Source organism: Cohnella massiliensis (assembly GCF_900169535.1).
Taxonomy (GTDB): Bacteria; Bacillota; Bacilli; order Paenibacillales; family Paenibacillaceae; genus Cohnella; species Cohnella algarum.
In genome coordinates this window covers 2,393,816-2,417,846 of sequence record NZ_LT821259.1, presented here as the reverse complement: position 1 = coordinate 2,417,846, position 24,031 = coordinate 2,393,816, and the positions used below count along the sequence as shown (strand labels likewise).

Here is a 24,031-nt window from a genome sequence, read left to right as displayed (position 1 = left end):
AGTTGGCGATATCGCGCTGCGATGCAAGGGGATGGCGGGCATCGCGGGAAGGGGCGAATCAGATGTACGACATATTGATCGTGGACGACGAAGCGTCCGTCCGGGAGATGATCGTCGAGCTGGTGGACTGGAACGGCCGCGGCTTCAACTGCGTCGGCCATAGCGAAAACGGAATGGATGCTTTGGAAGCGGCGATCCGTCTTCGCCCCGACGTCGTGCTGACCGATATTTGCATGCCGTTCATGGACGGGCTCGAGCTTGCCCGCAGGCTCTCCGACGAGCTTCCCCGCTGCAGGGTCGTGTTCCTGACCGGGCATGACGATTTCGAATACGCCAGGCAGGCGGTAAGGCTCGGGGCCGAGGATTATTTGATGAAGCCGATGACGGCGGCCGAACTTTGCGCGCTGCTTGACCGGCTGCGGCAGCAGCTGGACGAGGAACGTTACCGGCTCGAGGATATGGACCGTCTGCGCCGGCAATTGAACGAAAGCTTTCCGGTTTTGCGGGAGCGCTTTCTTGAACGGCTAGTCATTGCGGGCGTGCGCAAAGGGGAAGCGGAGGAACGGCTTGCCTATTTCGGGATCGACCTGGGCGGACCGGATTACGTCGTGCTCGCGGTCGATCCGGACCGGTTCGACGACCGGCTCGGCGCCGAAGATCGGGAGCTGCTCCGGTTCGCCGTCTATAATATCGTGCAGGAGCTGACGGGAGCAGAGGCTGCGCCAGCCGTATTTCAAAGCCGCGAGGAGCGGGTGCTCGCGGTTTTGTCGGGCGACGCGTCGCGCGATCTGGAAGCGCGCGCGCAGCATCTCGCGGAGCAAATTCGCGACGCGGCCGAGCGGTATTTGCCGATTACGGTGACGTCCGGCATCGGGCGGCCGGCTTGCGGCCTGCGGGATTTGCCGCGCTCCTATGCGGAAGCCGCGACGGCGCTCGAATATCGTCTGCTGCTCGGCGGCAACCGGGTGATCGGCATTTCCGACATGGAAGGGAGGGAGAGCGCCCTTTATTTCGAGTCGGCGCAAGAAGAGAAGAAGCTGGTCACGGCGATCCGGACGGGAAACGCGAGCGAAGCGGAAGCGGCGATCTCGGAAACGTTCGCCCGGCTGCGCGGCGCGTTTCCGACCGTCGAGCGCTGCCGGATCCAAATTCAGAAATGGATCATGGCAATCGTCCAAACCGTGGCGGAGCTCGGGGGAGACGAGTCGGAGGCGTTCGGCCATCAAGCCCATCCGTTCGACATCCTGTCCTCCTGCAAGACGCTGGACGAAATCGAACGCCGCCTGACCGAGGCGGCGCGGCGGGCGATCGCCGCCGTATCCGCGGCCCGGACCGATTTTTGCCGGCTGCAGATGCTGAACGCGGAAGCTTTTATCCGGGAGCGATACGGCGACCCGGAGCTTTCGCTCATGACCATATGCCGGCATCTGCACATGAGCACGAGTTATTTCAGCGCAGAATTCAAACGCCATACCGGCAAGACGTTCGTGGAATACGTAACCGCCGAACGGATCGCCAAGGCGAAGGAGCTGCTCAAGTTTACCGATGCGAAGACATACGAAATCGCGGCGAAAGTCGGCTATAAAGACCCGCATTACTTCAGTCTCATTTTCAAAAAAGCGACCGGAGAGACGCCGAAGGAGCATCGGCAGAAGGCGGCCATGCCATGATGGCGCCCATGAGGAGGCTTTCGTTCGGCAGCATTCAGACGAGCATGGCGGCCGCGTTCGCGAGCCTGATTTTGCTGACGGTGCTGCTGCTCGGTTTTATCGCTTACCAGCTGTCGACGGCGGCTGTCCGGAGGTCCGCGGAAGATTATACGGCCGAGCTTGTCCGGCAGGTGAACGCGAACATCCGAACCTATGTCGACAACATGCGAACGATATCGTCTCTCGCGCTGAACAACCGCGACGTCCGCTCGTTCGTCGCGGGCGCGGATGCGCTGCCGGAGGACGAGCGCAGGGCAACGGAGGAGCGAATCTCGGACTTTTTCCGCTCGATCCTCCTTTCCCGAAACGACATCGCCTCGATCCAGATCGCGGGCTATGACGGCTCGTTCGTCTCCGACCGGCGGGACGCGGAGCTTAACCCTTACGTCAGCATTCCGGAGCAATCGTGGTACAAGCTGGCCCGTGCCGCGGAAGGCGGGATCGTCGTTTCGTCGTCGCACATTCAGCCTATTTACACGAACGAGTATCGCTGGGTCGTATCGCTCAGCCGCGAATTGCGCCGGGACGATGGGACCGGGGTGGGCATCCTGCTCGTCGATCTCAACTTCAACGTGATGAACGACATGCTTTCGCAAATCGATTTGGGACAACGCGGCTACGTATTTATCGTCAGCGATGACGGCAATCTCGTCTACCATCCGCAGCAGCAGCTCGTGTACAGCGGCTTGAAGACGGAGCGCATCGACGACGTTCTTCGCCGGGGCGGCGGCAGCTTCGAGACGGACGAAGGAAGCCAAAGCCGGATTTATACGATTCAGGACAGCGGCTTCGGCTGGAAAATCGTCGGCGTCTCGTACGTGAGCGAACTTGTCGGCAACAAGCGCCAGATGGATCTCTCGCTCCTGGCGTGGGGAGGGTTTTGCCTGCTCGTCGCGATCGCGCTGTCCGTGCTGCTCTCCCGCGGGCTTTCCCGTCCGATCAAGCGGCTGCAGGAACGAATGCGCGAGGTCGAGCGCGGCAATCTGGACATATACGTGCCGCCGGACGGACAGCGGGAAATCGGGCTGCTTGCGCGCACGTTCAATATGATGGTGGCCCAAATCAAGGAGCTGATGAGTCAGGTGGTGCGGGAGCAGGAGTTCAAGCGCCGAAGCGAGCTGAACGCGCTGCAGGCGCAGATCAATCCGCATTTTCTGTACAACACGCTCGATTCGATCGTCTGGATGGCCGAAGCGAAAAAATCGGAGGAAGTCGTGCTTATGGCGTCCGCGTTGGCCCGCTTGTTCCGCAGCTCGATCAGCAAAGACCGGGAGCTTGTTCCCGTGCGAACGGAAATCGAACATATCGCGAACTATTTGACGATTCAGAAGATGCGCTACAAAAATAAAATCGATTACCGCATCGACGTCGATTCGGCCATTCTCGACTGTTTGACGATCAAGGTGCTGCTGCAGCCGCTCGTCGAAAACGCGATTTACCACGGACTGAAAAACAAATACGGTCCCGGATGCATCGCGATCTCCGGCGAACGCGTTGCAGACCGCATCGTCTTTCGGATCGCGGACGACGGCGTCGGCATGGACGAGGACATGCTAGTGAAGCTGATGCGCCCGGACGCCCGGAAAGCCGACGGCCGAGGGATCGGCGTCGCGAACGTGCACGAGCGGATCCGGCTTCACTTCGGTCCCGAGTTCGGACTGGTTTACGAAAGCGAGCCCGAGGAAGGGACGACGGTAACGGTGACGATTCCCGCCGTGGAGCCGCGCGAGGAAGAACGGTGCGACAAGGTCTCCGGCGAGCCGGAGGGGGGGAGGGAGGCCGCGCTCCCGACTCCCATATCCGCGAACCGGCCGGCGGGGCGGTTTATTACGCGACCGGCCGGTTCGCGGATATGGGAGTCGGGAGCGACAGGCCCCGCATCGTCGTCATCATCAAGGAATCGAAATCGATGGAGTTTTGGCAGGTGTTCGAGAGCGGGGCGGAAGCCGCGGCCAAGGAATTCGAAGCGGATATCGCGGTGATCGGGCCTGGCAAGGAAACCGACGTCGACGCGCAAATCGCGATGGCGGAGAAGGCGGCGTCCGAAAGGCCAGACGCGATCGTGCTCGCGGCGGCGGATTACAACCGTCTCGCGCCGGCCGCCGAATCGATCGGCAAGCTTGGCATCCCGCTGATCATGGCCGATTCGGCGGTGAACAGCGATCGCCCGAAAAGCTTTATCGCGACGGACAACGTGGCGGCGGGCGAAAAGGTCGGCCGATTGATGGCGGAGCAGCTGTCGGGCACCGGAGGAAAAGTCGCCGTCATCAGCTTCGTTCAAGGATCGGCGTCGCAAATCGACCGGGAGCGGGGCGTGCGCAACGCGCTGGAGAAGGCGCCGGGCGTCGAGGTAGTCGGCACGTTTTACAGCGACGGCATTGAACGGAAAGCCTACGAGACGACGCTCGAGCTGCTGAAGGAGCATCCCGATCTGAAGGGCATCGTCGGTCTGAACGAGGCGTCGTCCGTCGGCCCGGGAAAGGCGCTTCGCGACGCCGGCGCGGCCGGGCGGGTCAAGCTGGTCGGCTTCGACAGCTCGGTCGAGGAGGTCAAGCTGCTCGAAGAGGGCGTCATGCAGGGGACGATCGTGCAGCGGCCGTTCAATATGGGCTACCTGGGCGTCAAAACGGCGGTTCAAGCGATCCGGGGCGAGAAGGTGCCGGAGACGATCGACACGGGTTCCGTGATCATTACGAAGGCGAACATGTACGAGGACGAAAATCAAAAGCTGCTCTTCCCGTTCGTGGGAGAGTAGCTTTTTTCGCATTAGGCAAGCTGGGGGAGCGATCGTAAAATATTCGACTTTTTACGGAAGTTTTTCTATTCTTCTCGGAATTGAATCCGCTTACAATCAAGGCGTGAAGTTGAAATACCATGCCGGTTTCGACGGCGGGAAGGGGAGTGGCTTTGGAGATGAGCGAAATACGGGTCCGGATGGAGGACATCAGCAAATCGTTCCCCGGCGTCAAGGCGCTCGACCGGTGCCGGTTCGAGCTCCGGGCCGGCGAAGTGCACGCGCTCGTGGGCGAGAACGGCGCCGGCAAGTCGACGATGATGAAGGTTCTCACCGGGGTTTATACGAAAGATTCCGGATCGATCCGGTACATGGGGCGGGAGTTCGAGCCTGTCGGGACGAAAGCGGCGCAGGACGCGGGCATTATCATGATTCACCAGGAGCTCAACCTGGCGCAGGATTTGACCGTCGCGCAAAACATTTTCATCGGCCGGGAACCGCGGATTGCCGGATTGTTCCTCGACGAGAAGCGGCAGGAGCGGATGGCCCGGGAACTGCTGGACCGGCTGCGTCTGAACGTGGATCCGCGGGCGCCGGTGTCGAAGCTTACGGTCGCCAAGCAGCAGATGGTGGAAATCGCCAAGGCGCTCTCCTTCGACGCCAAGGTGCTGATCATGGACGAACCGACAGCCGCGCTGAGCGATTCGGAGATCGAGGACTTGTTCGCGATCGTCAACCGGCTTCGGCGGGAAGGCGTAGGGATCGTCTACATTTCCCACCGGATGGACGAACTGAAGACGATCGCGGACCGCATCACGGTGATGAGGGACGGCGCCTACATCGATACCGTTCACGCGACGGACGTGACGAGCGACCGGATCATTTCGATGATGGTCGGCCGGGAGTTCTATTACAGCAAGCGCTCCGACATCGCCTCCGGCGGCGGGGAGGTCGTCCTCGAGGCGAAGGGGCTCAGTCGGGGGAAGACGCTGAAAAACGTCGATTTCCGGCTGAAAAAAGGCGAAATTCTCGGTTTTGCCGGCCTGGTTGGGGCGGGGAGGACCGAAGTGGCGAGAGCGGTGTTCGGAGCGGACCCCGTGGATTCTGGGGACATTTACGTCCGCGGCAAAAAGGTCAAGCTCAGAAGCCCGTACGACGCGGTGCGCCACGGCATCGGCTATTTGTCCGAAGACCGCAAGCGGTTCGGCTGCATCGTCGACATGGACGTCAAGACGAACGCGACGATCGCCGCTCTCCGCTCGTTTTGCGGGCCGCTCGGCGTCATGAAGGACAAAGCGATCGCCGGATCGTCCGAAAGAACCGTCGAGAAGCTTCGGGTGAAAACGCCCGGAATCGGGCAGAAAATGAAGCTTCTGTCCGGCGGCAACCAGCAAAAAGTCGTCATCGGCAAATGGCTGACCCGCGACTGCGACATCCTCATTTTCGACGAGCCGACGCGAGGCATCGACGTCGGGGCCAAAAGCGAAATTTACAAGCTGCTCGACGAGCTTGCGGCGCAGGGCAAATCGATCATTATGATTTCTTCGGAGCTGCCGGAAATATTGCGGCTGAGTCACCGGATCGTCGTCATGTGCGAAGGGCGCATTACGGGCGAGCTCTCGCACGACGAAGCGTCCCAGGAAGCCATCATGCGTCTCGCCACGAAGCATATGGCGTAGGCCGGAGGCTTCGGGCGACAGAAACAACAAAGGGGGAAACGGATATGAATCCGTCCGTCGCAACGACCAAGGCGTCATCCCGCTTCCGCATTCCGCCGGGAGCGCTGCAGCAATTGCTGGCCTTTGCCAGCCTGATCGTTCTCGTTGTCGTGTTTTCGCTTTCCTCGGGCAATTTCCTGCAGTTTTCCAACATCGTCGGCATTTTGATGTCGACGGCGGTCATCGGCGTTTTGGCGCTCGGGTCCACGTTCGTCATCATTACCGGCGGCATCGACCTTTCGGTCGGCACCGTCATGACGCTAAGCGCCGTCATGACCGGAGTGTTCATCACATTTTGGGGAATGCCGGTGGCAGTCGGCGTCGTCGGGGGCATTTTGACCGGCGCGCTGTGCGGCTTTCTGTCCGGCGTCTTCGTCTCGAAGCTGAAAATTCCCCCGTTCATCGCGACGCTGGCGATGATGATGGTGGCCAAGGGACTTGCGCTCGTCATTTCCGGCGCCAAGCCGATTTATTTTACGGATCCGCACGCGACGAATTTCTCGCGAATTTCGCTCGGCAGCTTGCTCGGCATTCCATTCGCCGTGCTCGTCTTTTTCGGGGCGGCGATCGTCGGCGGTCTCGTGTTGTCCAAGACGATCGTCGGGAGGTACAATTTCGCGCTCGGCAGCAACGAGGAAGCGACCCGGCTTTCCGGCGTCAACGTCAACTTCTGGAAAATCGTCATTTATACGATCACCGGGACGTTTACGGGTCTCGCCGGCGTTCTCATCGCCTCGCGCCTGAACTCGGCGAATCCGGCTCTTGGCCAGGGCTACGAGCTGGAGGCGATCGCGGCCGTCGTCATCGGCGGCACCTCGCTCAGCGGGGGCAAGGGGACGATCGTCGGCACGGTGATCGGCGCCCTCATCATGAGCGTGCTCACCAACGGTCTCCGCATTTTGTCGGTGCCCCAGGAATGGCAGACGGTCGTCGTTGGCCTGGTCATTTTACTGGCGGTATATACGGACATTTTGCGCCGCCGGAAATCGGCGTAACGGTCCGGCGCGGCTTCCGCCGTCCGGCGAGCCGGGCGGGGAAGCGAAGGCCGCTTTTGAAGCGGCTGCGGACCTTCATCAATCATATCTTGTTGCCTTGACAGGGACAAAAAGGGGAGAAAACGGGGATGAGAAAAACATTCGGGAAATTCGTTGCCGGCGCGTCGGCTCTGGCGCTGTTGGGGTCGCTGCTCGCCGCCTGCGGGACGAACGCTTCGCAGAACGCCTCCGGGGGCGCCGGGGAAGCCGGAGGAGACGGCGGCAAAATGTATATTCCGATCGTATCCAAAGGCTTCCAGCACCAGTTTTGGCAGGCGGTCAAGCAGGGGGCCGAGAAGGCGGCCGCGGAGCTGAACGTCGAAATCACGTTCGAAGGGCCGGAGTCCGAATCCCAGGTCGACAAGCAAATCGAAATGTTGCAGGTCGCGCTTGACAAAAAGCCGGACGCCATCGGCTTCGCGGCGCTTGACAGCAAAGCCTCGGCTCCGCTGCTGGAGCAGGCGAAGGCGAATGACATTCCGGTCGTCGCCTTCGATTCCGGCGTGGAAAGCGACATCCCGGTCGCGACCGCGGCGACCGACAATATCGCCGCCGCGGGACTTGCCGCGGACAAGATGGCCGAGCTGATCGGCGGCGAGGGCGAAATCGCGATGATCGTGCACGATCAGACGAGCCGTACCGGCGTCGACCGCCGCGACGGCTTCAAAAACCGGATCGAGGAGAAATACCCGAACATCAAAATCGTCGACATTCAGTACGGCGGCGGCGATCATCTGAAGTCGACGGACCTGGCGAAGGCGATCATGCAGGCGCATCCGAATCTGAAAGGCTTCTTCGGGGCGAACGAAGGCTCGGCCATCGGCGTCCTGAACGCCGTCAAGGAAATGAACATGCAAGGCAAAATCACGATTATCGGATACGATTCGGGCAAACAGCAGATCGACGCGATCAAAAACGGCGAAATGGCCGGCGCTATTACGCAAAATCCGATCGGCATCGGCTATGAAACAGTCAAGGCGGCCGTCGCGGCGGCAAAGGGCGAAACCGTCGAACCGAACATCGACACCGGATTTTTCTACTACGACAAATCGAACATCGACAACGAAGAGATCAAGGCCGTTTTGTACGAATAGAAGCCTGAGGGATGCCATGCCAAAGTCCGGCGGGCATGAAAGCAAGAGAGGCGGCGAAGGGAACATGAACGTGGAATTTTACATCGATACGGCGGATCTCGCGCAAATTCGGGAGGCGATGTCGTGGGGCGTGCTCGACGGGGTGACGACCAACCCGTCGATCGTCGCCCGGGAAAAGCGCGGCTTCGAGGAGCTGATCCGGGATATCGGGCGCGCGACGACCGGCAAGGTGTGGTGCGAAGCCGTCGGCGCGAATGCCGACGCCATGGTCGAGGAAGCGCGGGCCTTCCGGCAATGGGCCGACCGCGTCGTCGTCAAGCTGCCGATGGGCGCGGAGGGTGTCAAGGCGGCGAGCCGGCTGGCGAAAGAAGGCATCGAGACGAACATGACGCTCGTCTACTCGGTCGGCCAGGCGGTGCTGGCGGCCAAAGCAGGAGTTCAATACGTCAGTCCCTACCTCGGGCGTGTCGACGACGTCGCCTGGTCGGGAGCCGAGCTGATCGGCGGCATCGCGAGAACGTTCTCGCGCCTTAGCCTTCCGACGAAGGTGATCGCGGCCAGCGTCCGCGGGCCGCAGCAGGTGCTGGATATGCTGAATCTCGGCGTCCACGCGGTGACGACGTCCTACCCTGTTTGGGCGGCCATGATGAAGCATCCGATGACCGATATCGGGCTGGAGGGCTTTATGCGGGACTGGAAGGAAGCCGGATTATAGCCTGCCGGCGCGTTGTGGATCGCATGGCCGGTTCGGGCCGCCTGGAGCTGGACGTTCCGCGGCCGAACCGGCCTTTCGCTTGCAATTAGGAGGTAGACGATTCGAATCTGGGGGTGAATTCGGCAATGCCGCGCTATATTATGGCTCATGATTTGGGAACGTCCGGTCACAAATGCTCGGTGTTCGACGAGACCGGGCATGCGGTCGCGTGGGCTTCCTTGGCCTATCCGACTTATTACGGGGAGGGCGGCGAAGCCGAGCAGCATCCCGACGACTGGTGGGATGCCGTCGTCCGCTCGACGCGCCTCGTGCTGGACCGCGTCCGGCCATCCGACATCGCCGCGGTCGGCTTCAGCGCTCACATGATGGCCGTCTGTCCGGCGGACCGCTGCGGCCGCCCGCTCGGCCGGGCCCTCATTCACGCGGATACGCGCAGCGCTCCTCTTGCGGGCGAAGCGTTCCGGCTGCTTGACTCCGACCGTTTGTACGAGCGGACGGGCAACCGGCTCGACAGCCGCTATCCGCTGCTCAAGCTGATGTGGCTCAAGCGCCGCCGTCCCGACGCATATCGCGAGGCGGCGTACTTTTTGCAGCCGAAAGATTATCTTGCGGGGCGCATGTCCGGGACGTTCGGCGTCACCGATTATTCGGACGCCTCGCTGACCGGGATTTTCGACATTCACGGCTGCCGCTGGGACGACGGGATCGCGGAGGCGTTCGGCATCGACCGGGCGAAACTGCCGGACATCGTGCCGTCGGCGACGCTCGTCGGCGGCGTAACGGCGGAAGCGGCGGCGGAAACCGGGCTCGCGCCGGGCACGCCGGTCGCGCTCGGAGGCGGCGACGGCTCGTGCGCCGCGCTCGGCGCCGGCGCGATCGCGCCGGGGGAAGCGTACGTCTATATCGGGACGACCGCCTGGGTGTCTCGCGCGGCCGCGGCGCCGGCAGCGGACGAAAAAAAACGGATTTTCACGATGTGCGGACCGGAGGCCGGGCTGTACTACGGAATCGGGACGATGCAGGCGGCCGGGGCCGCCCATCAATGGGCGGCGCGGGAGCTCGGCTCGCGCGGGGCGCCGCAGGAGGACCCGTATGTACGGTTGGAGGAAGAAATCGGGCGGCTGCCATGGGGCTCGAACGGCCTCGTGTTCCATCCGTATTTGCAAGGCGAGCGGTCTCCGGTCTGGAACGAGGAGGCGCGAGGCCTGTTTTTCGGCCTGGAATCGGGTCACACCCGGTTCCATATGGCGCGGGCGGTGATGGAGGGGGTCGGATACGGGCTGCGCTCGATCGCCGAGGCGCTTCGGGGAACCGAACCCGCGGCCTGCTACGCGGCGATCGGCGGCGGCATGAAAAGCCCGGCGTGGCGGGAAATCGTCGCATCCGCCCTTGACGCGCCGATCCGGGTGCCGGCCCAAACGGAGGCGGCGACGTCGCTCGGCGCCGCGATGGCGGCCGGGGTGGCCGTCGGCATGTACGCGGATTATGCGGACGCCCGGCGCCGGTTCGCGCGGGAGACGGCCGAAGTCGCGCCGAAGGCCGACCGCGGGCGGGTGCTGGAAGGATACCGGCTTTACGTCGAGCTTTACGAAAGGCTGCGCGATTTGTACCCGCGTCTGCGGACGCTTCGCGGCTATTGATTCTTCAGGCACGATATGGTATAGTATCATGCAGTGTGAAAAAACGCACGCCGTTCAATTTCGCCGGCGGTGCTCTTCCTAGGTTCCTGCAAGGGGAGTTCCGGCGAAAGACGCGAAGCGGCGGAGGAGATTCACCTAAAACCATTTTACGGAGGTGCAGGAAAGATGGCAGTTATTTCCATGAAACAGCTTTTGGAAGCAGGGGTACACTTCGGACACCAAACCCGTCGCTGGAACCCGAAAATGGCGAAGTACATCTTTACCGAACGGAACGGCATTTACATTATCGACCTGCAAAAAACGGTCAAAAAAGTCGACGAAGCTTACAATTTCGTACGCCAGCTCGCCGAGCAGGGCGGAACGATGCTGTTTGTCGGCACGAAGAAGCAAGCGCAAGATTCCGTTAAAGAAGAAGCGGAGCGCAGCGGTCAATTTTACATCAACCAACGCTGGCTGGGCGGCACCCTGACGAACTTCTCGACGATTCAAAAGCGGACCGACCGTCTGCACCAGTTGGATAAATGGGAAGAAGACGGCACGTTCGAACGCCTTCCGAAGAAGGAAGTCATCATTCTCCGCAAGGAAAAAGAACGTCTCGAAAAGTTCCTCGGCGGCATCAAGAACATGCGCAAGCTGCCTGACGCGCTGTTCATCATCGATCCGCGCAAAGAACGCATCGCCGTGGCCGAAGCCCGCAAGCTCGGCATTCCGATCGTCGGCATCGTCGATACGAACTGCGATCCGGACGAGATCGATTACATCATCCCGGGCAACGACGACGCGATCCGCGCTGTGAAGCTGTTGACGTCCAAAATGGCCGACGCCATCGTCGAAGCGCATCAAGGCGAAGAGACGACGGCTTAAGCGAAGCGATCACAGGGCGGTCAGAAGAGAACCTTCTTGCCGCCCTTTTTTTACGAAACATAAGCATCTTTAAAAACGAAACATACGATCAGGAGGTTGTTGGGCGTGGCAGTGAATGCAGCAGACGTAAAAACGCTCCGCGAAAGAACCGGAGCCGGCATGTTGGATTGCAAAAAAGCGTTGGAAGAAGCGGGCGGTGACCTGACCAAGGCGGCGGAGCTTCTGCGCGAAAAGGGTCTTGCGGCAGCCGCCAAAAAAGGCGACCGCGTCGCGACGGAAGGCCGCGTGGAGTCGTACATTCACGGCGCCGGCCGCATCGGCGTGCTCGTCGAGGTCAACTGTGAGACCGACTTCGTGGCGATGACCGACCAGTTCAAGGAATTCGTCCGCGACCTGGCGATGCACATCGCCGCGGCGAACCCGAAATACGTCCGCCGCGAAGAAGTGCCGCAAGGCGATCTGGACAAGGAGCGCGAAATTCTCCGCAACCAGGCGCTCAACGAAGGCAAGCCGGAGAAGATCGTCGACAAGATGGTCGAAGGCCGCCTGAACAAGTACTACGAAGAAAACGTGCTGCTTGAGCAATCGTTCGTCAAAGATCCGGACAAAACGGTTCAAACGCTGCTCAACGAAAAAATCGCGACGATCGGCGAGCAAATTTCGATCCGCCGTTTCGTCCGTTTCGAGCTGGGCGAAGGCATGGAAAAGAAACAAGACAACTTCGTCGATGAAGTTATGGCCCAAGTGAAAGCATAAAGCAGCATTTCGTCCAACCAAGGGGAACACGCCGTGTTCCCTTTTTTCGAGGGGCTTAAAGCCGTTCCGGCGCCAGGGCAATCGAAAGAAATAGAACCAGTGGAGGTACAAACGTTGAATCGTCCCGTTTACAAACGCGTCGTATTGAAAGTCAGCGGAGAGTCGCTTGCCGGCCAGAACGGCTACGGAATCGACGCCGCGACCATTTTGTCGATTGCCGAACAAGTCAAGGAAGTCGTCGAGCTTGGCGTGGAAGTCGCCATCGTCTGCGGCGGCGGCAACATCTGGCGGGGCATTTCCGGCAGCCAAAAAGGCATCGACCGGGCCACCGCGGATTATATGGGCATGCTGGCCACCGTCATGAACTCGCTTGCCCTTCAGGACGCGTTGGAGCAAATCGACGTGCCGACGCGGGTGCAGACCTCCATCGCCATGCAGCAAATCGCCGAGCCTTACATTCGCCGCAGGGCGATCCGCCATCTGGAAAAGGGCCGCGTCGTCATTTTCGCCGCCGGAACCGGCAATCCGTTTTTCTCGACGGACACGACGGCTGCGCTGCGCGCCGCCGAAATCGAAGCCGAAGTCATTCTGATGGCGAAAAACAAGGTCGACGGCGTCTACAGCGCCGACCCGTTCAAGGACGCGAACGCGCAAAAATACGAGCAATTGACGTATATGGACGTGTTGAACAAAAATCTCGGCGTCATGGATTCTACGGCATCATCCCTATGCATGGACAACAACATTCCGCTGCTTGTGTTTGCCATTACCGAAAAAGGAAACATTAAACGTGCCGTCCTCGGCGAGAAAATCGGCACGATTGTGAAGGGGAGCGTGAACTAAAAGTGCCTCAAGCGATCAAGAAAAACGCGGAAGAGCGGATGGAAAAAGCGATCGGAGCGTTGAAGCGGGATTTGGCGACGCTCAGGGCCGGCCGCGCGTCGGCCGCCATTCTGGAACGCGTGCAGGCCGAGTACTACGGAGCGATGACGCCCGTCAACCAGCTCGGTACGATCAACACGCCGGATTCCCGCACGCTGATCATCCAGCCGTGGGACAAGTCCGCCCTCGCCGCGATCGAAAAGGCGATCCTGAAGTCCGATCTCGGCCTTACGCCGGCCAATGACGGTTCGATCATCCGCATCGTCATTCCGCCGCTGACGGAGGAGCGCCGGGCCGACCTCGTCAAATCGACCAAAAAATTCGGCGAAGAGGCGAAGGTCGCCATTCGCAACATTCGCCGCGACGCCAACGACGAAATCAAGAAAAAAGAAAAAGGCGAAATTTCCGAGGACGAATCCCGCCGCCATCAGGAAGACGTTCAGAAGCTGACAGACCGCTTCACGGCGGAAGTGGACAAAATTCTCGCCGCCAAAGAAAAGGAAATAATGGAAGTTTAATCGTTATCGACCCCATCGACCGGTGGGGTTTATTGTTCATCAGGGGGAAAGACCATGATCAATCCTTTCCGCGGCGGTTTGTTCCGCAAGCAGCAAGACGACGGCACGGAAGCGGATAAGCGGTCCGTCCGGGAAGACGGGTTGCCGGAAACGGATAACGTGCCTCAGCATGTCGCCATCATCATGGACGGCAACGGGCGTTGGGCGAAGGAACGGGGCTTGCCACGGATTGCCGGCCACCACAGCGGAATGAAGGCGGTCAAGCGCATTACGAAGGCGGCCGACCGCATCGGGGTCCGCTATTTGACGATGTACGCCTTTTCGACGGAAAACTGGAAGCGGCCCAAGTCGGAAGTGGAATTTTTGATGAAGCTGCCCCAGGAGTTTTTGTCGCTCGAGCTGGACGAATTGATCGAAAACAACGTTCAGGTGCGCATGATGGGGCTGCAGGACTTGCTTCCCGATCATACGCTGAGCGCGGTCGACGAAGCGGTCCGAAAGACGAAAAACAATACGGGACTCGTACTTAATTTTGCGTTGAATTACGGCGGGCGAACGGAGCTCGTGCAGGCCGCGCGGCAGTTGGCCCGCAAGGCCGCGTCCGGTCAATTGGACCCGGACGCCATCGACGAGGAAACGTTCCGTTCGTGCCTGCTGTCGAGCGACTTGCCGGATCCCGATCTGCTCATTCGGACGAGCGGCGAAATCCGGCTGTCGAATTTCATGCTCTGGCAGCTGGCATACAGCGAATTTTGTTTCGTGGACGCCTATTGGCCCGATTTTTCGGATCGGCATTTTTATGACGCGATTTGCGAATACCAACGGCGGGCGCGTCGTTACGGGGGGCTCTGACCGGATGGGTCAACGCATTGTGACGGGGGTTGTCGCGGGCGCGGGCTTTCTCGCGCTGCTGTATGTCGGAAGCGGGTATTATTCCGCCCTGCTGGCGCTGCTGGCCCTTATCGGGTTTTTCGAGTTCGTCCGGCTCAACGGAATGCCGCCCGCGCGGCTCGATGTCGCGATCGGCTATGCCGCCGTGCTGCTGCTGGCGCTGCCGACGCTCCCGTTCGGCTGGCAGCCGCCTTCCGTCGCGACGGTCGCATGGCTCGCGATGCTGGCATTCCTCGCCGCGACGGTGCTCAGCAAAAACCAAATAGACCTCGGGCACGCGGCTCTGCTGCTGCTCGGCGTTTTTTACATCGGTCTCGGTTTCCGCTATATGTCGGCGACCCGGGAGCTCGAGCACGGCCTGTTCTGGTCGCTGCTCGCGTTTTTTTGCATTTGGGGCTCCGATGCCGGGGCGTACTTCGTCGGCAAGGCGATCGGCAAGCGCAAGCTGTGGCCGGCCATCAGCCCGAACAAGACGGTGGAAGGCGCGATCGGCGGCCTTGCGGTCGCGGCGGCCTGCGGAGTCGCCTTCGCCTTGGTCCGGCCGGAGCTGCTCTCGATCGGAAGGGCGCTCGCGATCGCCGTCTGCGCCGCCGCGGGCGGAACGCTGGGCGATTTAATCCAGTCCGCCTACAAACGGCTGAGAGGCGTCAAGGATTCCGGCGCGCTGCTCCCCGGCCACGGCGGGGCGCTCGACCGGACCGACAGCTGGATCGTCGTCTTCCCGCTGCTGCACGTTTTATCGCTGCTGCCGGTTTAAGCTGCCGACGCGGCCTGTTCATGTTTCGGATACATACAAGAAAGACGGAGGAAATCGCATGGCGAAGAAATTGGCTGTCCTCGGCAGCACGGGCTCGATCGGCACGCAAACGCTGGATGTCGTCGCCGGCGATCCCGACAGCTACGAAATTACGGGGCTCGCGGCCGGACGGAACATTCGGCTGCTGCTGGAGCAAGCCCGCCGGTTTCGCCCGAAGCTGGTGTCGGTCGCGACCCGGGAGCTCGCCGAAGAAATTCGCCCCGGCTTGCCGCCGGGCACGAAAGCCGTTTACGGCGAAGAGGGGCTCATCGAAGCGGCGGCCGGGTCCGGCGCCGACTATGCGGTGTGCGCGCTGGTCGGCAGCCTCGGCCTGAAATCGACATTGGCCGCCATCGACGCCGGGCTGTCGATCGGCCTGGCCAACAAGGAATCGCTCGTCGCGGCCGGACATATCGTCACAAAACGCGCGCGCGACAAGGGCGTGACGATTTATCCGATCGACAGCGAGCATTCGGCCATTTTTCAGTGCCTGAACGGGGAAGACGGCCGCGCCGTCAAGCGCCTGGTCATCACGGCTTCCGGCGGAAGCTTTCGCGACCGGACGCGGGACGAGCTTGCGGACGTGACGGTCGCCGACGCCCTGAAGCATCCGAACTGGTCGATGGGCGCCAAAATCACGATCGATTCCGCGACGATGGTCAACAAAGGCCTGGAAGTCATCGAGGCCCACTGGCTGTTCGACCTTCCGTACGACAGGATCGACGTGCTGCTACATCCGGAAAGCATCGTGCATTCGATGGTCGAATTTACCGATACGAGCGTCATCGCCCAGCTCGGCAACCCGGATATGCGGGTGCCGATCCAATACGCGCTTACGTATCCGGCCCGCAAGCCATCGCCGGCTTCCCCGCTCGATCTGGCGAAAGCCGGCACGCTGCATTTTCGCGAAATGGATTTCGAGCGTTACCCCTGCCTGAGACTCGCTTACGAGGCGGGGCGGGCGGGCGGCACGGCGCCCGCCGTGTTCAACGCGGCCAACGAGGCGGCCGTGGCGCGTTTTCTGAAAGGGGAAATTCCTTTTCTGGCCATCGAGACGATCATCGAACGGATGCTTCGGGAGCACCGGACGATCGGAGATCCGGACCTGGAGACGATTTTGTCCGTCGACGAGCGGACGCGCGCCGAAGCGGCCGTTCTCCGATAAAATTGCGACTGATAGCCTACCGATCCCGTATTCTCTTGTAACGGCCTGGAGAATAATGATAATCTAAGGACAGCCGTCACAGGCATCGGGGGTTGAACAACGATATGGAAATGATTCAAATCGTATTATTGACCGTGCTCGTTTTTTTCCTGCTTGTTTCGATTCATGAATTCGGTCATTTCTATTTTGCCAAACGGGCGGGCATTCTCGTTCGCGAGTTTGCGATCGGCTTCGGACCGAAGCTGTTTTCGATCAAACGAGGCGAAACCCGGTTCACGTTGCGCTTGCTGCCCGTCGGCGGCTTCGTGCGGATGGCCGGCGAAGATCCGGAAGTCGTCGAGGTGCAGCCGGGGCAGACGATCGGCGTTCGCGTCAAGGAAGACAAGGTTGCGAAGCTGTATTTGGATAAGCTGGACGAAAGGTCCAATATCGTTCTCGGCGAAGTGAAGTCGCTCGATTTGGAAAAGGAGCTTTACGTCGCGCTCGACGTCGACGGCGAGGAACAGCGCTACGCCCTGCATCCGCAGGCGATGATCGTCTCGAGAGGGCAGGAGACGCAGATCGCGCCGGCCGACCGGCAGTTCAACGGCGTCTCCCCGGGCAAGCGGGCCATGGCGATTTTCGCCGGCCCGATGATGAATTTCGTGCTCGCGTTCGTGCTTTTCGCCGTTTATCTGCAGCTTGCCGGCGTTCCCGTAGAAAATTCGTCCAAAGTGTTCGTCAGCGGACTCGAATCCGGGATGGCGGCGGAGCAGGCGGGACTTCGGGAAGGCGACTGGATCAAAAAGGTGAACGACGTCCCGGTCGAAGGCGACAGCACCGCGCTCGTCGAGCAAATCCAGGCGTCGGCCGGCAAGCCGATGAACTGGGTGGTCGAGCGGGACGGAGCGGAAGTGACCGTTGCCGTTACCCCGGACGAAGAAACCGGGAAGGTCGGCATTTATTTGAGTCCGGAAATGCGCCGCGCGGGCTTCGGCGAAACGATTTCGTTCGCGGGGACGACGATGGTCGATATGACGGGCCGGATTTTCGAAGGCTTTCGAAAGCTCATCTTCGGGGAATTCAAATTGGACGACCTGGGAGGCCCGGTCCGGACGGCCGAGATGACGGGCCAGATCGCCAAGCAGGGCATTCCGGAGCTTACCTCCTGGGCGGCCGTATTGAGTTTGTATTTGGGGATTTTCAACCTGCTGCCCATTCCGGCGCTCGACGGCAGCCGCCTGCTCTTCATCGGACTTGAAGCGGTCCGCGGACGGCCCGTCGACCCGAATCGGGAAGGGCTCATTCATTTTATCGGCTTCGCGATGATCATGCTGCTCATGATCGTCGTCACGTACAACGACATTTTGCGTTTGGTCAAAAATTAAGCTAGCTTCCGGGGGGCAGAGAAACCGCCATGTCGAAGGACAAAGCGTTTGTTACCGAAATAACGCCGCAAGGCGAAGATTTCAGCCGTTGGTATATCGACGTTATCAAGAAAGCCGAACTGATGGATTACTCGCCGGTGCGCGGCTGCATCGTTTTCCGTCCGGACGGCTACGAACTGTGGGAAAACATGCAGCGAGAGCTGGATCGCCGCTTTAAGGACACCGGCCATCGCAACGCGTATTTTCCGCTGTTCATCCCGGAAAGCTTTTTCCAGAAGGAAAAAGAGCACGTCGAAGGCTTTAATCCGGAGCTGCCGTGGGTAACCGAGGCGGGGGGAGAAAAGCTGGAGGAGCGACTCGCCATTCGGCCGACGTCGGAAACGATGATCGGTCATATGTACGCGAAGTGGATCAATTCGTACCGCGATCTGCCGCTGCTCGTCAACCAGTGGGCCAACGTCGTGCGCTGGGAGAAGCGGACGCTGCCGTTTTTGCGCACGAGCGAGTTTTTGTGGCAGGAAGGGCATACGGCGCACGAGGACGAGGCGGACGCCCGCAAGGAAACGATGACGATGCTGGACGTCTATACCGACTTCGTCGAAAACGTGCTGGCCATTCCGGTCATCAAGGGGCAGAAGACGCCTTCGGAAAAATTCGCCGGAGCGGTCGACACGTATTCGATCGAGGCGATGATGAAGGACGGCAAGGCGGTGCAGGCGGGAACGTCGCACTATTTGGGCACGAATTTCGCCGTCGCGTTCGACATCAAGTATTTAAGCCGCGAAAATACGCAGGAGTTTTGCCATACGACGTCCTGGGGCGTCAGCACCCGGCTCATCGGCGCGCTCATCATGGTGCACGGCGACGACCGCGGGCTCGTCATGCCGCCGAAGGTGGCGCCGACGCAGGTGATCATGATTCCGATCGGCCCGCCGAAAACGCGGGAAGCGGTCATCGCCAAAACCGACGAGCTTTACGCGCAGCTCAAAGCCGCCGGCGTCCGCGTCCGCGTCGACGACCGCTCGGACGTATCGCCCGGCTGGAAGTTCAACGAATACGAAATGCGGGGCATTCCGCTGCGGCTGGAGCTTGGACCGCGGGACCTCGAGAACGGCGTCTGCGTGCTCGTCTCCCGCGTCACCGGCGAGAAAAAGCAGGTGCCGCTGGACAACCTCGTCGCCGAAGTTCAGGCGCTGCTCGACCAGGTTCACGGCGAAATGTTCAACCGCGCCGCCGCTTTCCGCGAGGAGCATTCGTTCTCGGTCGAGACGCTGGACGAGCTGAAAGGCTCGCTCGAGGAGAAGCGCGGCTTCGCGCTGGCGGGCTGGTGCGGTTCGGAGGCCTGCGAGAAGCAGGTGAAGGACGAAACGGGGGCCACGAGCCGGAACATCCCGTTCGAGCCGGCCGAGAAGAAGACCAAATGTCTCGTTTGCGGTTCGGATGCAAAGCATACGGTCGTCTTCGCCAAAGCCTATTAATCGTTGCGGCAAAGCCTAGAGTACGGCCGGCTTTCCGGTGCACACGCACGCGGGGGCCGGCTTTTTAGCATTGATGGCGTAATGCCGATGGGGTAAAATAGATTGCGAGAGTCGGTCCGGCGGACGGACGCCCGGCAATCGCAAGGCCTCCGGATCATGACGGTGCGTTTGGCGCGAGGCATGCGCCTTGCCTCCATAGAAGCGGAGGCTTTTGTTTTTTCATGGGAAAAAAAGGAGGGATTTCGGATGCAGCCGAGTACGGACCGGAGAAAGAGGTTCGAGCTATTGCTGGAACAGGCCGAAATACCGGTCGATTGGATCAATTCCTATTTCCAGGACGGTTACATAGAGAAGGTGGAAGTGAGCAAGGCGAAGAAAACGTGGACGTTTCACTTCGTGAAGAAGACGCTCGTGCCCGCCGCCGTTTACGGAGGGTTCAGTTCTCGCGTCGCCGCCAAGCTGGGGCATCTTGCGAACATCGCCATGGTCACGCGCTACGAGGAATCGGTGCGGACGGACGAACTGCTCAGCGATTGCTGGCCGCTGTTCGTCGAGTGGATGCAGTCGGAGTTCGCCTCGGTCAACGGCTGGCTGGCCAAAGCCCGGCACCATGCGGAAGGGGACCTGCTGACGGTTACGCTCATGGACGAGCTGGGGCTGGAGATGGCCCGAAAGAAAAACGTCGAAGCCCATGCCGTCCGCTTTTTCGAGGAGCGGTTCGGCCGCAAGTGCCGGGTCAAGCTCGTGGCGGGAGAGTCGCGGCAGGAATTTTACGAGGAGTTCGCCGCGAAGCTGCAGGAAGAGGAGCGGCAAGCGATTCAAAAGCTGATGGAAAGCTCGGCCCCCGAGCCGGCCGCCGCGGGCGACGAGCCGCCGCAGTCGCTTCAGTACGGCTATGAGATCAAGGACGACCCGGTCCCGATTCAAAATATCGTCGAAGAAGAGAAAAAAATCGCGATACAGGGCCTCGTCTTCGGCCACGAGACGAAGGAGCTGCGCAACGGCAGCACGCTCTATCAATTTTTCGTCACCGATTACACGGACTCGATCGCCGTCAAGATGTTCGGCAAGACGAAGGAAGACAACAAGGTTCTCGCGCTGATCGCCAACGGCAAATGGCTGAAGCTGCGCGGCCGGGTCGAATACGACCGGTTTCTGAACCCGCCGGAGCTCGTCATGATGCCGAGCGACGTGAAGGAAGTGCCGCCCCCGCCCGCCCGCAAGGACGAAGCGGAGGAAAAGCGCGTCGAGTTCCATCTGCATACGACGATGAGCACGATGGATGCGGTCACGCCCGTCGACGTTTACATCAAGACGGCCGCCAAATGGGGACACAAGGCGATTGCGGTGACGGACCACGGCAACGTGCAGTGCTTCCCGGACGCCGCCAAAGCCGGCAAAAAAAACGGCATCAAGGTCATGTACGGCATCGAGGCGAACGTCGTCAATGACGCGGTGCCGATGGTGCTGATGCCGCGCGCGGAACGGCTGGAGGACGCGACCTACGTCGTGTTCGACATCGAGACGACCGGCCTGTCCGTCACCGCGAACAAAATCATCGAAATCGCCGGCGTCAAGATGAGCGGGGGCAAGGAGCTGGACCGGTTTTCGACGTTCGTCAACCCGCACGAGCCCATCCCTTACAACATCCAGCAGTTGACGAACATTACGGACGAGATGGTGCGGGATGCGCCCGAGCTCGAGCCGAAGCTGAAGGAATTCGTCGAATTCGTCGGCGACGCCGTGCTTGTCGCGCACAACGCGCGGTTCGATATCGGGTTCATCCAGGAAAACTGCAAGCGAATCGGTTTGCCGCAGCTGACGAATCCGGTGCTCGATACGCTCGAGCTGGCGAGATTCCTCCACCCGACGATGAAAAACCACCGGCTGAACACGCTCGCGGCCTTGTACAAGGTAAGCCTCGAGAACCACCACCGGGCGATCGACGATACGATCGCGCTCGCCGGCATATTGAACGGCCTGATCAAGGACTCGGTCGCGAGGGGCGTGACGGAGCTCGCCAAGCTCAATTCCGTAAACGTCGACAGCTGGAAAACGACGCGGCCGTTTCACTGCGGCATTTACGCGCTCAACGCCCAAGGCAAAAAAAATCTGTTCAAGCTCGTCTCGCTGTCGCATACCGATTACTTCCACCGCGTCGCCTGCATTCCGCGGAGCAAGCTGATCGAAATGCGGGAAGGCCTGCTCGTCGTTTCCGGATGCGAGAAGGGCGAACTGTACGAAACGGTGCTGAACAAATCGGAGGAGGAAGCCGAGGACGTCGCCGCGTTCTATGACGTGCTCGAAATCCAGCCGCTCGATTTTTACATGCACCTGCTGGACAAAGGGCTGGTCGGCAGCCGCGCCGAGCTGGAGGAATCGCTGCGCCGCATTTGCCGGATCGGCTACAAGCTCGGCAAGCCGGTCATCGCCACGGGCAACGTGCATTACCTCGAGCCTCGCGACAAGCTTTACCGGGACATTACGATTCACGGGATTACCGGCTTCAGCCCGCTGAAGGACCAGCGCAAGCCGGACGCGCACTTCCGGACGACGCAGGAAATGCTGGATGCGTTCTCCTTCCTCGGAAAGGACAAAGCGTACGAAGTGGTCGTCCGCAATCCGAACGAGCTGGCCGACCGTTTCGAGGACATCGCCATGTTCCCCGACAAGCTGTACACGCCGATCATCGAAGGGGCGGACGACGAAATCCGCAATACCTGCTACGAAACGGCGAAGTCGATGTACGGGGAGCCGCTGCCGGACATCGTCGTCCAGCGGCTGGAGAAGGAGCTCGTGCCGATTATCAAGTACGGCTTTTCGGCGAACTACCTCATTTCCGAGCGGCTCGTCAAAAAGTCGAACCAGGACGGCTATCTCGTCGGCTCGCGGGGATCGGTCGGCTCATCGGTCGTCGCGACGTTTCTCGGCATATCCGAGGTCAACCCGCTGCCGGCGCACTATTTGTGCCGCAATCCGGAGTGCAAGCACAGCGAATGGATTACGGACGGCAGCGTGCCCAGCGGCTTCGACCTGCCGGACAAGCCATGTCCGAACTGCGGCACGATGATGCGGGGCGAAGGCCAGGACATTCCGTTCGAAACGTTCCTCGGCTTCAAAGGCGACAAGGTGCCCGATATCGATTTGAACTTTTCGGGCGAATACCAGCCGCATGCGCACAACTACACGAAGGTGCTGTTCGGGGAGAAAAACGTGTTCCGGGCGGGCACGATCGGCACCGTGGCCGAGAAGACGGCTTACGGCTTCGCGCGAAAATACCAGGAGGACCACGGCAAATCGTGGCGCGGCGCGGAATTGAACCGGCTCGCCTCCGGCTGCACGGGCGTCAAGCGCAGCACCGGCCAGCACCCGGGCGGCATCGTCGTCGTGCCCGATTACATCGAAGTCGAGGACATTACGCCGGTGCAATACCCGGCGGACGACACGAGCTCCGAATGGAAGACGACGCATTTCGACTATCACGCGTTCGACGCGAACCTGCTGAAGCTCGATATTCTGGGACACGACGACCCGACGATGATGCGGATGCTCCAGGACTTGACCGGCGTCGATCCGACGACGATTCCGATGAACGATCCGAAGGTGATGAGCATCTTCAACTCGGTCGAGGCGCTCGGCGTCACGCCGCAACAGATCCGCACGCCGGTCGCCACCTACGGGGTTCCCGAGATGGGGACCCGGTTCGTCCGGCAAATGCTCGAGGAGACGAAGCCTTCGTCGTTCGCGGATTTGCTTCAAATTTCCGGACTGTCCCACGGAACGGGCGTCTGGCTCGGCAATGCGCAGGAACTGATCAAAAACGGCACCTGCACGATCAAGACCGTCATCGGCTGCCGCGACGACATTATGCTGTTCCTGATTTACAAGGCGGGCATGGACGCTTCGCTCGCGTTCAAAATTACCGAAAGCGTCCGGAAGGGCAAGGGACTGACGCCCGAATGGATCGAGGAAATGAAGCGGTGCGGCGTTCCGCAGTGGTACATCGATTCGTGCCTGCGCATCGAGTACATGTTCCCGAAGGCGCACGCCGCCGCTTACGTCATTTCGGCCGTGCGCACCGCATTTTTCAAATTGTATTATCCGATCGAGTTTTACGCGACCTATTACTCCGTGCGCGCCGCCGATTTCGACGTCGACCTGTTCTGCCAGGGATACGATGCCATCCTGAAGACGCTGATCGAGATCGAGGCGAAAGGCTTTCAGGCGACGCCGAAGGAAAAGGCGATGATTTCGATTTTGGAGATGGGGCTGGAAATGACGGCGCGCGGCTTCCGCTTCAAGCCGATCGATTTGTACCGTTCGGACGCGACGCGCTTCATCATCGACGGGGACTCGCTCATCCCGCCGTTCTCGGCGATCGCCGGCATCGGCGAAAACGCGGCGAAAAATATCGCGGCGTCGCGGGAGGACGGAGAATATTTGTCCGTCGAGGACTTCCAGCAGCGATCGAAAGCGAGCAAGACGATCGTCGAGGTGCTCGCCGGCATGGGATGCTTCCGCGGACTGCCGGAATCGAACCAGCTCAGCCTGTTCTGAAGATAAGCGGTCCCCGGGCGGACGGTAAAATCAGGTTGCCAGCCCGCGACAGGTTATGGTATATTATTTTTGGTAATCATGTGGATATCACTGTCTGCAGAAGAGTGGGGAAA

The 24,031-nt window shown here is 60.5% G+C and carries 18 protein-coding genes; all 18 read left to right on the top strand.

Features of this window, described 5'->3' with window-relative positions:
* Positions 1–62 precede the first annotated feature (62 nt).
* The 18 genes from B7E11_RS24940 to B7E11_RS24855 all read left to right on the top strand — a co-directional run bounded on the left by B7E11_RS24940 (position 63) and on the right by B7E11_RS24855 (position 23,918).
* Positions 63–1,670, top strand: a complete 1,608-nt coding sequence (locus B7E11_RS24940) for a response regulator (RefSeq protein WP_080839877.1) — start codon at positions 63–65, stop codon at positions 1,668–1,670.
* Positions 1,667–3,691 (top strand): cache domain-containing protein, encoded by a 2,025-nt coding sequence (locus B7E11_RS24935; RefSeq protein WP_080839875.1) that lies wholly within the window; start codon positions 1,667–1,669, stop codon positions 3,689–3,691. The genes B7E11_RS24940 and B7E11_RS24935 overlap by 4 nt, the downstream gene beginning before the upstream one ends.
* Entirely contained in the window at positions 3,619–4,464 is an 846-nt protein-coding gene (locus tag B7E11_RS24930) for a substrate-binding domain-containing protein (protein ID WP_176220747.1), read from the top strand. Before B7E11_RS24935 ends, B7E11_RS24930 begins: the two co-directional genes overlap by 73 nt.
* 158 nt (positions 4,465–4,622) lie before the next feature.
* Positions 4,623–6,122: a sugar ABC transporter ATP-binding protein gene (locus B7E11_RS24925; RefSeq protein ID WP_080839872.1), complete on the top strand. Its 1,500-nt coding sequence runs from the start codon at positions 4,623–4,625 to the stop codon at positions 6,120–6,122.
* Between the two features lie 44 nt (positions 6,123–6,166).
* The gene (locus B7E11_RS24920; protein WP_080839870.1) at positions 6,167–7,156 is read left to right on the top strand and encodes an ABC transporter permease; all 990 of its coding nucleotides are present in this window, start codon (positions 6,167–6,169) and stop codon (positions 7,154–7,156) included.
* A 128-nt stretch (positions 7,157–7,284) separates the two neighbouring features.
* Positions 7,285–8,289, top strand: coding sequence for an ABC transporter substrate-binding protein (locus B7E11_RS24915; protein WP_080839868.1), 1,005 nt, complete (start codon positions 7,285–7,287; stop codon positions 8,287–8,289).
* A gap of 64 nt (positions 8,290–8,353) precedes the next feature.
* Complete coding sequence (locus B7E11_RS24910; RefSeq protein ID WP_176220891.1) at positions 8,354–9,004, top strand: transaldolase family protein; 651 nt, start codon at positions 8,354–8,356, stop codon at positions 9,002–9,004.
* Between the two features lie 125 nt (positions 9,005–9,129).
* The gene (locus B7E11_RS24905) at positions 9,130–10,644 is read left to right on the top strand and encodes a xylulokinase (RefSeq protein WP_080839865.1); all 1,515 of its coding nucleotides are present in this window, start codon (positions 9,130–9,132) and stop codon (positions 10,642–10,644) included.
* A 165-nt stretch (positions 10,645–10,809) separates the two neighbouring features.
* On the top strand, positions 10,810–11,508 hold the full coding sequence (gene rpsB, locus B7E11_RS24900) for a 30S ribosomal protein S2 (protein ID WP_080839864.1): 699 nt from the start codon (positions 10,810–10,812) through the stop codon (positions 11,506–11,508).
* A gap of 105 nt (positions 11,509–11,613) precedes the next feature.
* Positions 11,614–12,264 (top strand): translation elongation factor Ts, encoded by a 651-nt coding sequence (gene tsf, locus B7E11_RS24895; protein WP_080839863.1) that lies wholly within the window; start codon positions 11,614–11,616, stop codon positions 12,262–12,264.
* Between the two features lie 114 nt (positions 12,265–12,378).
* Complete coding sequence (gene pyrH, locus B7E11_RS24890; protein ID WP_080839862.1) at positions 12,379–13,107, top strand: UMP kinase; 729 nt, start codon at positions 12,379–12,381, stop codon at positions 13,105–13,107.
* A 2-nt stretch (positions 13,108–13,109) separates the two neighbouring features.
* Entirely contained in the window at positions 13,110–13,664 is a 555-nt protein-coding gene (frr, locus tag B7E11_RS24885; RefSeq protein WP_080839860.1) for a ribosome recycling factor, read from the top strand.
* 54 nt (positions 13,665–13,718) lie between these two features.
* Positions 13,719–14,516, top strand: a complete 798-nt coding sequence (locus B7E11_RS24880) for an undecaprenyl pyrophosphate synthase (protein WP_080839858.1) — start codon at positions 13,719–13,721, stop codon at positions 14,514–14,516.
* 4 nt (positions 14,517–14,520) lie between these two features.
* On the top strand, positions 14,521–15,312 hold the full coding sequence (locus B7E11_RS24875; RefSeq protein ID WP_080839856.1) for a phosphatidate cytidylyltransferase: 792 nt from the start codon (positions 14,521–14,523) through the stop codon (positions 15,310–15,312).
* 58 nt (positions 15,313–15,370) lie between these two features.
* The gene (locus B7E11_RS24870; RefSeq protein ID WP_080839855.1) at positions 15,371–16,516 is read left to right on the top strand and encodes a 1-deoxy-D-xylulose-5-phosphate reductoisomerase; all 1,146 of its coding nucleotides are present in this window, start codon (positions 15,371–15,373) and stop codon (positions 16,514–16,516) included.
* 104 nt (positions 16,517–16,620) lie between these two features.
* Positions 16,621–17,883, top strand: coding sequence for an RIP metalloprotease RseP (gene rseP / locus B7E11_RS24865; protein ID WP_080839853.1), 1,263 nt, complete (start codon positions 16,621–16,623; stop codon positions 17,881–17,883).
* Positions 17,884–17,912: 29 nt separating this feature from the next.
* Positions 17,913–19,361: a proline--tRNA ligase gene (proS, locus tag B7E11_RS24860; RefSeq protein ID WP_080839851.1), complete on the top strand. Its 1,449-nt coding sequence runs from the start codon at positions 17,913–17,915 to the stop codon at positions 19,359–19,361.
* Between the two features lie 246 nt (positions 19,362–19,607).
* On the top strand, positions 19,608–23,918 hold the full coding sequence (locus B7E11_RS24855) for a PolC-type DNA polymerase III (RefSeq protein WP_080841000.1): 4,311 nt from the start codon (positions 19,608–19,610) through the stop codon (positions 23,916–23,918).
* Positions 23,919–24,031: the final 113 nt, after the last annotated feature.

Bases quoted from the DNA above. Each gene is read 5' to 3' on its own strand.
- B7E11_RS24940 (WP_080839877.1), top strand. From the start codon at position 63: ATGTACGACATATTGATCGTGGACGACGAAGCGTCCGTCCGGGAGATG.
- B7E11_RS24935 (WP_080839875.1), top strand. From the start codon at position 1,667: ATGATGGCGCCCATGAGGAGGCTTTCGTTCGGCAGCATTCAGACGAGC.
- B7E11_RS24930 (WP_176220747.1), top strand. From the start codon at position 3,619: ATGGAGTTTTGGCAGGTGTTCGAGAGCGGGGCGGAAGCCGCGGCCAAG.
- B7E11_RS24925 (WP_080839872.1), top strand. From the start codon at position 4,623: ATGAGCGAAATACGGGTCCGGATGGAGGACATCAGCAAATCGTTCCCC.
- B7E11_RS24920 (WP_080839870.1), top strand. From the start codon at position 6,167: ATGAATCCGTCCGTCGCAACGACCAAGGCGTCATCCCGCTTCCGCATT.
- B7E11_RS24915 (WP_080839868.1), top strand. From the start codon at position 7,285: ATGAGAAAAACATTCGGGAAATTCGTTGCCGGCGCGTCGGCTCTGGCG.
- B7E11_RS24910 (WP_176220891.1), top strand. From the start codon at position 8,354: ATGAACGTGGAATTTTACATCGATACGGCGGATCTCGCGCAAATTCGG.
- B7E11_RS24905 (WP_080839865.1), top strand. From the start codon at position 9,130: ATGCCGCGCTATATTATGGCTCATGATTTGGGAACGTCCGGTCACAAA.
- rpsB (WP_080839864.1), top strand. From the start codon at position 10,810: ATGGCAGTTATTTCCATGAAACAGCTTTTGGAAGCAGGGGTACACTTC.
- B7E11_RS24880 (WP_080839858.1), top strand. From the start codon at position 13,719: ATGATCAATCCTTTCCGCGGCGGTTTGTTCCGCAAGCAGCAAGACGAC.
- B7E11_RS24875 (WP_080839856.1), top strand. From the start codon at position 14,521: ATGGGTCAACGCATTGTGACGGGGGTTGTCGCGGGCGCGGGCTTTCTC.
- B7E11_RS24870 (WP_080839855.1), top strand. From the start codon at position 15,371: ATGGCGAAGAAATTGGCTGTCCTCGGCAGCACGGGCTCGATCGGCACG.
- rseP (WP_080839853.1), top strand. From the start codon at position 16,621: ATGGAAATGATTCAAATCGTATTATTGACCGTGCTCGTTTTTTTCCTG.
- proS (WP_080839851.1), top strand. From the start codon at position 17,913: ATGTCGAAGGACAAAGCGTTTGTTACCGAAATAACGCCGCAAGGCGAA.
- B7E11_RS24855 (WP_080841000.1), top strand. From the start codon at position 19,608: ATGCAGCCGAGTACGGACCGGAGAAAGAGGTTCGAGCTATTGCTGGAA.